Consider the following 12,773-nt stretch of genomic DNA (forward strand, 5'->3'; position numbering starts at 1 on the left):
ATACATATGGAAAATGTCTTTAAGTTATTGTACGAAACAATTGAGGAACGAAAAGAAAATCCACTTCCTGAATCTTATACAAATTATTTATTCTCAAAAGGAGAAGATAAAATTTTAAAGAAAATTGGAGAGGAATGTGCGGAAGTAATCATCGCATCTAAAAATAACGATAAAGAAGAACTAGTAAAAGAAATGGTCGATGTGTTGTATCACTGTTTTGTTCTATTAGCTGAAAAAAATATTGCACTGGAAGATGTCATACGAGAAGTGAAAGAAAGAAATGGAAAGCTTTCGAGAGTAGGAGATCGAAAAGAAATAGATACATTATAAGGGGGAATACATATGAAAGTGGATTATCACCTTCATTTAGAAGAAGGACCGTATTCAATAGGGTGGCTTGCTAAAATAAATGAAGCAATGGAATATTATGAGCCGCTTCCAGAAGAAAGGCATTCTATCGATTGGCTTATGAAAACACAAGAGCGTTTGCAAAGACGTGTGAAGGAAGGGCCATTTACAGCCAAGTGGATCGATTTATATTTAGAAGAAGCGTTGCAAAAAGGTATAAAAGAAGTTGGGATTGTTGATCATTTATATCGTTTTCATGAGGCGAAAGGATATTATGAAAAATATGTAGATATTAGTGATTCGAAGCTTGGTCGTTTACAGAAGGAATGGTTGGACCAAGTAAGAGTCGTTTCACTATACGATTTTACAAAGGCGATTGAAGAGGCGAAAGAACGTTGGAGTAAAAGGGGCGTCACGCTTAAACTTGGAATTGAAGCGGATTATTTTATTGGTTGTGAAGAAGAGCTGAAAAAATTATTAGCGCTAGGAGATTTTGATTATGTAATTGGTTCTGTTCATTTTTTAAACGGCTGGGGGTTCGATAATCCAGATACGAAGGAGTATTTTGAGGAACACGATTTACATGCATTATATGATACGTTTTTCAAAACTGTTGAGCGTGCGGTTCGTTCTGAGCTATTTGATATTATAGCTCATCTTGATAACATAAAAGTATTTAATTACAGGTTGGATGAGAATGAACAGCTTTCTTATTATAAGAAAATTGCTCGTGCGCTAGTAGAAACAAATACTGCAACAGAAATAAATGCAGGACTGTACTATCGCTATCCAGTTCGTGAAATGTGTCCAAGTCCGCTCTATCTACAAGTATTAGCTAAACAGGGAGTTCCTATTACGATTTCTTCGGATGCACATTATCCGAATGATTTAGGGAAATACGTAAAAGAAAATGTGCAAACATTACGAGCTCATGGCATCTCTCATATCGCAACATTTACGAAACGAGCAAGGGTAATGAGACCGCTTGAAGAAGAAATGACAATTTCAAAATGAAATGCAATTTTTTGATGAAAACCTTTCTTTTTGTTCAAAATAAGAAAGAACAAAAAGGAGGGTAAAAAATGGCGAAACAACAAAATAAACAAAATGTACAAGGGATAGAGCAACAAGCTTACACTTCTGAAACGAATGCTACATCTCAATCATCTCAATCATCTCAATCGGTTATTGAGGAGCAAATTAGTGATACAGTTGCAGAAGGAACAATTGATGTGAAACTTGGAAAAGAATCACAAGAAAAAGCGTAAAAAGAGGGGAGAGTCACATCTCCTCTTTTCTTATGGATAAAAAAGTGTCGATTTTCAAAACTATAATCAAATTCCTTGGTTTTTATATGTGGATTTCTTACAATAAAAGATAAGAGATGTCTTATTTTTTATAGAAGAGGTGTTAGTAGTGGCAAAAATATTAGTAGCAGGTAAAATTCCAAAAATTGGATTAGAACTATTAAAAGATCACGATGTAGAAATGTATGATAAAGAGGAGTTAATTTCTTTAGATGAATTAACAGAGCGTGTACAAGATAAAGATGCATTGTTAAGTTTACTTTCTACAAAGGTGCCGAAAGAAGTTATTGATGCAGCACCTCATTTAAAGATTGTTGCAAACTATGGTGCTGGTTATGACAATATTGATTATACGTATGCGGGCGAAAAAGGAATTGTAGTATCGAATACACCGAAAGTATCAACTGAAGCGACAGCAGAATTAACATTTGCACTTCTTTTAGCAGCGGCACGTAGAATTCCTGAAGGAGATACGTTATGTCGTACAATTGGATTTAACGGATGGGCACCGTTATTTTTCTTAGGCCGAGAAGTACATGGTAAAACAATTGGAATTATTGGTCTTGGAGAAATCGGGAAGGCAGTTGCAAAACGTGCGAAGGCATTTGGAATGGATGTTTTATATACAGGGCCAAATCGTAAGCCTGAAGCTGAGAACGAACTAGGAGCAACGTATGTAACATTAGAAGAATTATTACAAACAGCAGACTTTATTACAATTAATTGTGCGTATAATCCGAAATTACATCATATGATTGATGAAGAGCAGTTTAATATGATGAAGAAAACAGCATATATTGTAAATGTTTCACGTGGTCCAATTATGAATGAAGCGGCACTTGCTCATGCATTGAAAACGAATGAAATTGAAGGGGCAGCTCTTGATGTGTTTGAGTTTGAACCGAAAATTACAGAAGAACTAAAAGGATTAAAGAATGTTGTGCTTGCTCCTCATGTAGGAAATGCAACATTTGAAACGCGTGATGCGATGGCTGAAATGGCTGTAAGAAATATTTTGGCTGTATTGAACGGGGAAGAAGCAGTAACACCTGTCAATCAAAACGTATTCGTTACAAAATAAAGTGAAACTTTAATGAGAGAGGGGCCATCCCTCTTTCATTATTAGCTCACACCAATTGGGATAAAAATAAACCTTCCGAAAGCGGAAGGTTTATTTTTCTTTATTCGCTTTTTTAGATGGTCTTTGTCTAAGAAATTGAGATAGCATATACAAAATATACAGTGGAATGGCAATGAATAAGAAAACAGAAAAATTACCAAAGCCTGTTTGATACATTGTGATAATGCTTCCAACTAAAAATAGTGTAATAATGATGCTATATCGTGGAATTGGTACATCCTTTAAACTTGGGATACGAATGCGGCTTACCATTAAAAATGCGAACGTTACAAATACTGTAATAAGAACGATTTTTGGAATGGTATTTGAAAATAATGTTAGGAAAGCGACAAGCCCTCCAGCTGCAGTAATCGGAACTCCAGTGAAATATTTCATAGAAGTAGAAGATGGTGTTACATTAAATCGTGCTAAGCGATATGCTCCGAACAGTGGGAATAGTCCCGCTATGTATAGTCCAATGATTCCATAGTTGGAAAAAGATGTGTAATACATTAAAACAGCAGGTGCTGCACCAAATGTTACCACATCAGCAAGCGAGTCAAGCTCTTTTCCCATTTGTGAATCCACACGTAATAAACGAGCAACACGACCATCAAGACTATCTAACATCATCCCGATAAGTACTAAAATAGCAGCTGATTTATAATATCCTAAAGATGCATAGCCGATTGATAAAAATCCGCTATATAAATTTCCGAGCGTAAATAAGTTTGGAATAGCTGCTCTATACAAAATCTGATCCCTTGCTTTCTGTAATAAATTCTTAATTAGTGTATGAAAGTTTACTTATTTTATCATACCATAAATTTATTACTCATACGAAAGAAATTCCCAATTTGTGAAAGATTTCGTAGAAGAATAATTCGAAAAATACGTAAAAAAAGGAAGCAACTTCTATGAAGTTGCTTCCTGAACTATTCAAATTTCGTTGTCATCGTTCCAGTGTTTAATCGATTATTAGGATCAAAACGTAATAAATCTCCATAGATGAGTTTATCGGAAAGTTTTAATTCTGTTTTTGCTTTTTCAATATAAGGCTGACAAAGTGTTAAATCAGTTTCTGCCCCCGTATTTCTTCTGTAGCACATGTTTTTTGTGTAAACATAATCTTCCGAGACGAAGCTACCATCACGCATGATCATAAGAGGGTCTTTTTCTTTAATGAATAAATCAGTTCCAAATTCTACGGATTGATTTGTTTTAATACCAAGTAAATGAAGAAGAGTTGGTTTAATATCAATTTGACCGGATACTTTAGAAATGACTTTTCCTTCTTGACCAGGCACATGAATAATGAGAGGGACGCGTTGTAATTGCATAGAATCAAACGGTGTAATTGCGTCTTTCCCAAGGAACTGAGCCATAGCTGCGTTATGGTTTTCGGAAATACCGTAATGATCACCATAAATGACAATAACAGAATTGTCGTACAGTCCTTCTGCTTTCAATTGATTAATAAATAATTTAAGAGCTTCATCTGTGTAACGAACAGTTGGGAAGTAGCGGTTTAAAACGTCGCTTTCTGAATTAAATTCATCAACATATTGATCTTCCGGATTTAGAAGAAACGGAAAATGGTTTGTTAAAGTAATGAATTTTGTATAGAACGGCTGCGGTAAAGATTTTAGTTTTGGAATAGATTGCTCAAAGAACTCTTTATCTTTTAATCCCCAGCCGACAGACATTTGTTCTGTGCCTACGTAATCATTTAAATTAAAGTAACGATCATATCCAAGCGCAGGATACATTACATCACGATTCCAAAACGATTTATCGTTTGAATGGAAGACAGCAGAAGAATATCCGTATTTCTTCAATTGTTCTGGTGTAGCTGTATATTCATTTGTTGCATGAGTAAAGAATACAGAACCACGATCTAACGGATAAAGTGAATTTTCAACGATAAATTCAGCATCAGAAGTTTTACCTTGTCCAGTTTGATGATAGAAGTTATCGAAATAAAAACTATCTTTAATAAAGTCATTTAAAAATGGTGTAATCTCTTTTCCATTTATTTTTTTATTAATAACAAAACTTTGTGTAGATTCCATTGAAATTAAAATTACATTTTTACCTTTTGCAGCTCCAAATAAGTTTTTATCAGCTTGCTTATCTTTTGCGTCTGTATAGTTTTTAATTTCAGAGAATCCGTCTCCGCTTGCAAATACACGTTCAGCCGAAGATTTAGATTGAAGTGTAATATCAAATAGGTGATATGTGTATAAACCTAAATTTTTCACGACAGTTTGACGGTCAAATGAGCGTGAGAACATTTGTGGTTTATAAATAACGGAAACAACAATTTGCAGTGCTAATAATGCTGTTACACCACTAAAGAAAGTTCGCTTCTCAGAGCGGGAAAGTGGTGTTCTATCACAAAATGACGGGTATTTACGCGAAATAAACATTAAAATAATTGCATCTGCAAATAAAAGTAATGTTTTATACGTAAAGAGCTCTTTTATACTCGTCCCTAAGTCAGCCATATTATTCGTTTGGAATAAAACTGGGAACGTAACAAAATCGTTATAAAACCCATAAAACATTGCGTTTCCAAATAAAATAAATGACAGTATAAAACTGATGCCAATTATAATTCGGTTTCGATATTTAGATGCAAGTAAAGCAAAACCGAAAAATAAAAGTAGCGATGCTAGTGGATTAATAAAAAGCATAAATTCTTCAAAGAAGTTATCAATTTTAATATCAAATGCTAGCTTGTACACAATATATGTTTTAATCCATAATAAAACGACTGCAATGAGTGCAAATCGCAGTTTTGGAAATAAACGTTGCAGCATAATATACTCCTCTCCTAAAAAGCATGACAGTTCTTGTGAGCCTATTGAATTAGCGCCTCACTTTATATATACGAACAGTCCTTTGTTATTATGATTATTATACTATGAGTATCATTATACGAAAATAAAAGGGAGTTGTGGACTTTTTTATAATAATTGAGTAGAAAAAGAGTGGTGGGAGACAATAAAATGGAGTTTCTTTGTATGATAATGATCGTGCGCAGAAAGAATCACGTAATAATACGGAGGTTATAATGCGAAAATTATTATATTGTATAGCATGCAGTAGTTGTATCCTTTTTGCTTCACCGAGTGTTTCAATAGCTCAATATGATGCCCCTCTTATGGAAGATGCACTTTATTCTGTTTTATTTCCAAAAATAAATAAAGCAATTGAAAAACAATATGGGAGCTTGAAACCTTATCAATGTCCTAAAATTATTAGTTTAAAAAAAGTGTATAGTGGTGCATATTTATTTCAAGCGAGTATCGAAGTGACGAAGTATGAGCGAATTGGTGGGAAAATTGCTCCACCATTTGAAAAAGTAACAATTACATTTAATAACGATGAAGGCGAATGGGAAGTAACAAAGATTATAGTAAAGCGCTTACCAAATGACACGGAATTAAACTGCAAAAAAACAATATAAAAAATTGTTTGACAAATAAAATGGTCCTTTGGTATTGTTAATAGCAACAATTAGATGTTTGAAAATTAAATAGACTTACCTCATCTACTCTCAAAGGTAGAGGCCGCGATAGGAAAGAGTAAGCTATGGGAGATTTAGTGGAATCTGTGATCATAGGTTGAAAGGGACTATTGCCGAAATATAAGAATGACCACCTTATTCATATATTGGGACTACATTGAATAAATGTAGTACTGTCATAAGATTTATTTTATGGAGAGCTATTTGGAGATGTTGATGCGGTTTCTTATTTTGAGAAGATAACACCTTGTTTATTTTTTCAATATATATTTTTCCTAATAAGAAACGCGTGTGAACATTGTTCCGCGCGTTTTTTGTCTATCTAAAAGCGTGCTGCAATGAATAGAAGATTGGGGTTATGAGTTTTAGAGGAAATAAGGGAGGAATTCAAATGTATTTACACGGCACAAGCCGAATTAATGGGCAAGGACACTTAGAAATTGGAGGGTGCGATACGACGCAGCTAGCAAAACAATACGGAACACCACTTTATGTATACGATGAAGAGTCTATTCGAGGGAAATGTCGTGCATTTCATCGTGCTTTTCAAGAAAGTGGTTTCTCTTATCAAGTAGCATATGCAAGCAAGGCGTTCTTGTGCATGGAGATGTGCCGAGTAGCTCGTGAAGAGAATATGTCATTAGATGTTGTTTCAGGGGGAGAGTTGTATACGGCGCTCCAAGCAGGGTTTCCGGCATCACGCATTCATTTTCACGGAAATAATAAAACAGAAGAAGAAATGATTATGGCTCTTCAGGCGAATATTGGTTGTTTTGTAGTAGATAATTTCTTGGAATTAGAAATTTTACATGATTTAGCAGTGCAATATGGGAAATTTGTGAACATATTAATCCGTGTAACGCCTGGAGTAGAGGCGCACACACATGAATATATTACAACAGGCCAAGAGGATTCAAAATTTGGATTTGGTGTTTCAAATGGTCAAGCGATGCAGGCGATAGATCTTGCTTTACAAAAATCAAATTATAATGTGTTAGGTATTCATTCGCATATCGGATCACAAATATTTGAAACAGCTGGTTTTGTTCGAGCAATTGAAGTTCTACGCCATTTTTTAGAAGAAGTGAGAGAGCAAACAAACTATGTAGTAAAAGTGTTAAACGTAGGAGGAGGATTCGGAATACGCTACACAGATTCGGATACGCCATTAACACTTGAGACATATGTGCGAGCTGTAACGAGTGCAGTGAGAGAACAATTTACAGTCTGTAACTATCCATTGCCAGAAATTTGGGTTGAACCAGGCCGCAGTATTGTAGGTGATGCGGGAACGACACTTTATACAGTCGGATCTGTGAAAGATATTCCTGGTATAAGGAAATATGTTGCAGTAGATGGTGGAATGACAGATAATTTAAGACCGGCCTTATATAACGCTCGTTATGAAGCGATGTTAGCGAATCGAGGAAATGATGAGAACGAGGAAGTTGTTTCGATTGCAGGGAAATGCTGTGAGAGTGGAGATATGTTAATTTGGGATATTACTCTACCGAAAGTTGCTTCTGCTGATTTACTAGCAATTTCTTGTACAGGGGCATACGGGTACTCAATGGCGAATAATTATAATCGGATTCGTAGACCAGCTGTCGTCTTCGCGAAAGGTGGTACATCACAAATTGTTGTAGAGCGCGAAACATATGAAAATATTATTGGGAACGATCGCATACGTATTAAAGAACTTGTTTAAATGAGAAAAGGAGTTGTTCAGATGGGCAATTCCTTTTTTGTAAAATAAAATAATTAAAATATATCGGAAAACTAGGATTGAAAAAAATCAGAATTGTGATAAAATACAAATACAAAGCTTATCAAGAGAAGCGGAGGGAACTGGCCCGAAGAAGCTCGGCAACCTGCTTATAGAAAGCAAGGTGCTAAATCCAGCAAAATGGAATCCATTTTGAAAGATAAGGTAAAATATATTACCGAACAGTCTTTTCGAAATGGGAAAGATTTTTTTTATGAATAAAAGGGGGGCTGTTCGCGTGAGCGTACGGGAACATTTTGATGAAGTATCTGAGAAGATTCAAGCAATGCTTGCTGATATGAAATATGGTTCAATTACAATTGTTGTACAAGATGGAAAAGTCATTCAATTAGAGAAAAGTGAAAAAGTACGTTTAAAGTAAAAAGCGCTGACTAGAAAAACTAGAGGCGGTTTTAACCTATTTTATTAGGTTAAAACCGTCTTTTTGCTTTTACAGGGGGAAAAAACATGTTGACGTATGAAACGTGGGATGAAAATGGTGTTTCATTTTCGGAAGATGATGAAACGAAAGGTGCGCTATTAGTATTAAGTTGGGCTTATAAAGAATATAAAGAAGAAATCGTATATGCATGTAGCTTTGGAGTGGAAGGTATGGTATTACTGCACCTTATAAACCAAGTAAATCCATCTGCTAAAGTTGTATTTTTAGATACAAATGTTCATTTTCAAGAAACATATGAATTAATTCAAAAAGTGCGGGAACGATTTCCTTCATTAAATATTATAGAAAAACAGCCAGAACTTACACTTGATGAACAAGCAAAGTTGCATGGTGACAGGTTGTGGGAAAATAATCCAAACCTTTGCTGTAAGATTAGAAAAATTTTACCTCTAGAAAAATCATTAGCAAATGAAAAGGCTTGGATATCAGGTTTAAGAAGGGAACAATCAGAAACTCGCAAACATACAAACTTTATAAATCAAGATCATCGTTTTCAATCTATTAAGATTTGTCCACTCATTCATTGGACATGGAAAGAAGTTTGGCGCTATGTACACAAACATAGTTTGCCGTATAACCCATTACATGATGTTGGCTATCCAAGCATTGGATGTGAGAAGTGTACGTTACCTGTAGATGGCGGCGACTCAAGAGATGGTAGATGGGCTGGGAAAGTGAAAACAGAATGTGGTCTTCATTACCAATAAGATAAATTGAAAAATAAAGCTAAGAGAGGGTATAGAAAATGAGCACAAGAAACGAATTAGTAAACCGTATAGATGAGACATACGACGTATCGAAAATTGAGAAAGAAATTAAATTAGACAACATTGCATTAAGTGATTTAGAGCTGCTAGCGACAGGAGGATATAGCCCGCTTACAGGTTTTTTAGGAAAGAAAGATTATGATTCGGTCGTAGAAACCCTTCGTTTAGAAAATGGGAGCGTTTGGAGTATACCGATTACATTACCGATAACAGAAGAGGTAGCAGAGAGGCTGGAAGTTGGAGAGGAAGTAAAGCTTGTTAACGACGGAAATATATATGGTGTCATTCAAATAGAAGATATTTTTGTCCCAGATAAAGAAAAAGAAGCATTACTTGTATATAAAACGACGGATGAGGCTCATCCAGGAGTGAAAAAATTATATGAACGACCAAACGTTTACGTCGGAGGAGCTATTATTCTGACAAAACGCTTTGAAAATAATCAATTTCCTTCTTATCATTTAGATCCAATTGAAACGAGAGAAGAATTTAAAAAGCGTGGTTGGAAAACAGTAGTTGGATTTCAAACGAGAAACCCGGTACATCGTGCACATGAATATATTCAAAAGTCTGCTCTTGAAATTGTAGATGGTCTCTTTTTGAATCCGCTCGTGGGGGAAACGAAATCAGATGATATTCCTGCTGATGTAAGGATGGAAAGCTATGAAGTATTGCTTCAAAACTATTATCCGAAAAACCGTGTTTTTTTAGGCGTGTTTCCTGCAGCAATGCGTTACGCAGGACCGAGGGAAGCGATATTTCATGCATTAGTCAGAAAGAATTTTGGCTGTACCCACTTTATTGTAGGGCGTGATCATGCCGGGGTAGGAGATTATTACGGAACATATGAAGCGCAGGAAATCTTTACGAATTTTACGATAGAAGAGTTAGGGATTACACCGCTATTTTTTGAACATAGCTTTTACTGCGGGAAATGTGAAGCGATGGCTTCAACGAAAACATGTCCGCATGGAAAAGAAGACCATGTTATTTTATCAGGGACGAAAGTAAGAGAATTATTAAGAAATGGTGAGATTCCGCCAAGTACATTTAGCCGTCAAGAAGTAGTGGAAGTGCTAATTAAAGGGTTGAAAAAAGGTGTAGTAACAAAATAGGGAGAGAATGAGATGAATACAAATATTACTTGGCATACAGCCTCTGTTTCAAAAAATGAAAGAAGAGTGAAAAATGGCCATCATAGTTTTGCAATTTGGTTTACGGGTTTATCAGCTTCAGGTAAATCTACAGTAGCGAATGCGGTTGCTCGTAAACTATTTGAAAAGAATATCGGAAACTATGTGCTAGATGGGGATAATATACGCCACGGTTTAAATAACGATTTAGGTTTTTCTGAAAGTGATCGCACAGAGAATATTCGCCGTATCGGTGAAGTTTCTAAACTATTCGTAGATCAAGGAACGATTGTACTTACAGCGTTTATTTCACCATTTCGCACGGATCGTAAGCAAGTAAGAGATATTTTATCGGCGGATGAATTTATTGAAGTGTTTGTGAAGTGTCCGATTGAAGAGTGTGAAAAACGTGATCCGAAAGGTCTTTATAAAAAGGCAAGGAATGGTGATATTAAACAGTTTACTGGTGTGGATTCACCGTATGAGGAGCCAGAACGAGCAGAATTAATTGTAGAAACACATAAGTATTCTATTGAAGAATGTGCAGAACAAATTGTGAAGTACTTACAAGAGCGTAGCTTTATCAAGCATTAACGGGCATTACCCTCCCACCTTAAAATTCAGCTAGGCAAAGTAGTTAGGTGGGAGCCCTGCTGTCCGTAAATGCCTGATTCAAGTTTCACTTTATATAGGGGGATTAAAAATGAGTTATGAAAAAGTATGGGCTAACAATGAAAAATTAAATCAGACTGAGAAGAATAAATTAGAAAAAGATGGATTGGAAATCTTTAATGATATTCCTTACTATGCGGAGAATGGATTCGAATCTATTCCGAAAGAAGAGTGGGACGCATTTAAATGGGCAGGATTGTATTTGCAGCGCCCGAAAGAAGCGGGCTATTTTATGATGCGTGTAAATATTCCTTCTGGGATTATTACAAATGCACAGGCAGAAGTGCTTGCTTCTATTGCTGAGGACTATGGACGCGATGTAATCGATATTACGACAAGACAGGCAATTCAGTTTCATTGGTTAGAGATTCAGCAAATTCCAGATATTTTTAAAAGATTAGCGAGAGTTGGATTATCTTCAGCAGGGGCGTGTGGTGATATAACGCGTAATATTACAGGTAACCCACTTGCTGGAATTGATGCAAATGAACTGTTTGATACAACGCATATTGTGAAAGAGGTATATGACTACTTCCAACATAATGAAGAGTTTTCCAACTTACCACGTAAATTTAAAATGTCCATTAGTTCTAACATTTATAATTCAGCAAACGCAGAGATTAACTGTGTTGCATTTACACCTGCTACGAAAGAAATAAATGGTGAGAAAAAATTTGGTTTTCATATAAAAGTAGGCGGAGGATTATCAGCTCGTCCATATTTAGCGGAAGAATTAGATGTGTTCGTTCTACCAGAAGAAGTGAAGGGAGTAGCAATTGCGATTGCTACTATATTCCGAGATTTTGGATATCGTGAAAAACGTCATTTAGCACGTTTGAAATTTCTTGTTGCAGACTGGGGAGCGGAGAAATTTAAAGAGAAACTACTAGAGTATACAGGGTCTTTACAAAGTAAAGGAGAAAGTGCACTAAAAGGATGGAATGCAGGTTATTTTTATGGTGTCCAAGATCAAAAACAAGAGGGACTAAAATATGTCGGTTTTAATGTACCTGTAGGGCGTTTACATGCAGAAGAAATGTTTGAGATTGCAAAAATTGCAAAGCGATATGGTAACGGGCAAATCCGTACTTGTAATTCACAAAACTTTATTATTCCGAATGTTCCGCCAGAAAATGTTGCGGGCTTATTAAGTGAACCGTTATTTGAAGCAATTTCTGCAAATCCGAAATCATTTATTGGTCATGCGGTTTCATGTACAGGTATTGAATATTGTAATCTTGCATTAGTAGAAACGAAAGAAAGATTACGCAAAATCGCCGAGTACTTAGATACACAAGTTGCACTCGACGTTCCGGTTCGAATTCATATGGTAGGATGTCCAAACTCATGTGGTCAACGTCAAATTGCTGACATTGGATTACAAGGGGTGAAAATGAAAACGAAGGAAAAAGGAATTGTTGAGGCGTTTGAAATTTATGTAGGCGGAACGTTACTAGATGGTGGTGCTTATAATCAAAAGCTAAAAGGGAAAATAGACGGTGAAGATTTACCGGATGTGCTCGCATCATTTATAAATTATTTCAAAGAAAATAAGTTACCAGCTGAAACGTTTTATGATTTTGTTGAACGTATCGGTGTAGATACACTGCAAATAGCGTTAAATAACGTGTTAGAGGAAGTTATAGCGTCTTAAGGAGGGGGCAAT

General features: G+C 35.7%; 13 protein-coding genes and 2 riboswitches. Of the genes, 11 read left to right on the top strand and 2 right to left on the bottom strand.

Annotated elements, in window-relative coordinates; translation table 11 throughout:
• Positions 1-6: 6 nt before the first annotated feature.
• The 4 genes from hisE to ACQKNI_RS05805 all read left to right on the top strand — a co-directional run bounded on the left by hisE (position 7) and on the right by ACQKNI_RS05805 (position 2,736).
• Entirely contained in the window at positions 7-330 is a 324-nt protein-coding gene (hisE, locus tag ACQKNI_RS05790; RefSeq protein WP_427282259.1) for a phosphoribosyl-ATP diphosphatase, read from the top strand.
• 12 nt (positions 331-342) lie between these two features.
• The gene (locus ACQKNI_RS05795) at positions 343-1,362 is read left to right on the top strand and encodes a histidinol phosphate phosphatase domain-containing protein (protein ID WP_427282260.1); all 1,020 of its coding nucleotides are present in this window, start codon (positions 343-345) and stop codon (positions 1,360-1,362) included.
• A 68-nt stretch (positions 1,363-1,430) separates the two neighbouring features.
• Positions 1,431-1,616 carry a DUF4025 domain-containing protein gene (locus ACQKNI_RS05800; protein ID WP_427282261.1) on the top strand — a complete coding sequence of 62 codons (186 nt, stop codon included), beginning with the start codon at positions 1,431-1,433 and terminating at the stop codon, positions 1,614-1,616.
• Positions 1,617-1,764: 148 nt separating this feature from the next.
• A complete protein-coding gene (locus ACQKNI_RS05805) occupies positions 1,765-2,736 on the top strand; it encodes an NAD(P)-dependent oxidoreductase (protein WP_427282262.1) in 972 nt (323 codons plus the stop codon).
• Positions 2,737-2,826: 90 nt separating this feature from the next.
• Here ACQKNI_RS05805 and pssA read toward each other — a convergent pair whose 3' ends face one another.
• Both pssA and ACQKNI_RS05815 read right to left on the bottom strand, forming a co-directional pair.
• A complete protein-coding gene (pssA, locus tag ACQKNI_RS05810; RefSeq protein WP_002158661.1) occupies positions 2,827-3,528 on the bottom strand; it encodes a CDP-diacylglycerol--serine O-phosphatidyltransferase in 702 nt (233 codons plus the stop codon).
• Positions 3,529-3,710: 182 nt separating this feature from the next.
• Entirely contained in the window at positions 3,711-5,597 is a 1,887-nt protein-coding gene (locus ACQKNI_RS05815) for an LTA synthase family protein (RefSeq protein WP_088231656.1), read from the bottom strand.
• A 254-nt stretch (positions 5,598-5,851) separates the two neighbouring features.
• Between ACQKNI_RS05815 and ACQKNI_RS05820 the strand changes: the two genes are divergently transcribed.
• The 7 genes from ACQKNI_RS05820 to ACQKNI_RS05850 all read left to right on the top strand — a co-directional run bounded on the left by ACQKNI_RS05820 (position 5,852) and on the right by ACQKNI_RS05850 (position 12,761).
• Entirely contained in the window at positions 5,852-6,247 is a 396-nt protein-coding gene (locus ACQKNI_RS05820) for a DUF3888 domain-containing protein (RefSeq protein WP_140417419.1), read from the top strand.
• A gap of 89 nt (positions 6,248-6,336) precedes the next feature.
• Positions 6,337-6,518: riboswitch (Lysine riboswitch) on the top strand.
• A gap of 180 nt (positions 6,519-6,698) precedes the next feature.
• Positions 6,699-8,015 carry a diaminopimelate decarboxylase gene (gene lysA, locus ACQKNI_RS05825; RefSeq protein ID WP_098882528.1) on the top strand — a complete coding sequence of 439 codons (1,317 nt, stop codon included), beginning with the start codon at positions 6,699-6,701 and terminating at the stop codon, positions 8,013-8,015.
• 115 nt (positions 8,016-8,130) lie between these two features.
• A riboswitch (SAM riboswitch) is annotated at positions 8,131-8,239 on the top strand.
• Between the two features lie 71 nt (positions 8,240-8,310).
• Positions 8,311-8,454, top strand: a complete 144-nt coding sequence (locus tag ACQKNI_RS05830; RefSeq protein ID WP_000116159.1) for a YezD family protein — start codon at positions 8,311-8,313, stop codon at positions 8,452-8,454.
• A gap of 86 nt (positions 8,455-8,540) precedes the next feature.
• Entirely contained in the window at positions 8,541-9,242 is a 702-nt protein-coding gene (locus tag ACQKNI_RS05835) for a phosphoadenylyl-sulfate reductase (RefSeq protein ID WP_427282263.1), read from the top strand.
• Between the two features lie 38 nt (positions 9,243-9,280).
• Positions 9,281-10,417: a sulfate adenylyltransferase gene (gene sat / locus ACQKNI_RS05840; RefSeq protein ID WP_427282264.1), complete on the top strand. Its 1,137-nt coding sequence runs from the start codon at positions 9,281-9,283 to the stop codon at positions 10,415-10,417.
• 12 nt (positions 10,418-10,429) lie between these two features.
• Positions 10,430-11,029 (top strand): adenylyl-sulfate kinase, encoded by a 600-nt coding sequence (cysC, locus tag ACQKNI_RS05845; protein ID WP_098357333.1) that lies wholly within the window; start codon positions 10,430-10,432, stop codon positions 11,027-11,029.
• A 109-nt stretch (positions 11,030-11,138) separates the two neighbouring features.
• Positions 11,139-12,761, top strand: coding sequence for a nitrite/sulfite reductase (locus ACQKNI_RS05850; RefSeq protein WP_427282265.1), 1,623 nt, complete (start codon positions 11,139-11,141; stop codon positions 12,759-12,761).
• Positions 12,762-12,773 lie beyond the last annotated feature (12 nt).

Source organism: Bacillus sp. NPDC094064 (assembly GCF_050279585.1).
In the GTDB taxonomy this organism is placed as follows: Bacteria; Bacillota; Bacilli; order Bacillales; family Bacillaceae_G; genus Bacillus_A.

Bases quoted from the DNA above. Each gene is read 5' to 3' on its own strand.
- ACQKNI_RS05795 (WP_427282260.1), top strand. From the start codon at position 343: ATGAAAGTGGATTATCACCTTCATTTAGAAGAAGGACCGTATTCAATA.
- hisE (WP_427282259.1), top strand. From the start codon at position 7: ATGGAAAATGTCTTTAAGTTATTGTACGAAACAATTGAGGAACGAAAA.
- ACQKNI_RS05835 (WP_427282263.1), top strand. From the start codon at position 8,541: ATGTTGACGTATGAAACGTGGGATGAAAATGGTGTTTCATTTTCGGAA.
- sat (WP_427282264.1), top strand. From the start codon at position 9,281: ATGAGCACAAGAAACGAATTAGTAAACCGTATAGATGAGACATACGAC.
- ACQKNI_RS05820 (WP_140417419.1), top strand. From the start codon at position 5,852: ATGCGAAAATTATTATATTGTATAGCATGCAGTAGTTGTATCCTTTTT.
- ACQKNI_RS05800 (WP_427282261.1), top strand. From the start codon at position 1,431: ATGGCGAAACAACAAAATAAACAAAATGTACAAGGGATAGAGCAACAA.
- lysA (WP_098882528.1), top strand. From the start codon at position 6,699: ATGTATTTACACGGCACAAGCCGAATTAATGGGCAAGGACACTTAGAA.
- ACQKNI_RS05815 (WP_088231656.1), bottom strand. From the start codon at position 5,597: ATGCTGCAACGTTTATTTCCAAAACTGCGATTTGCACTCATTGCAGTC.
- cysC (WP_098357333.1), top strand. From the start codon at position 10,430: ATGAATACAAATATTACTTGGCATACAGCCTCTGTTTCAAAAAATGAA.
- ACQKNI_RS05850 (WP_427282265.1), top strand. From the start codon at position 11,139: ATGAGTTATGAAAAAGTATGGGCTAACAATGAAAAATTAAATCAGACT.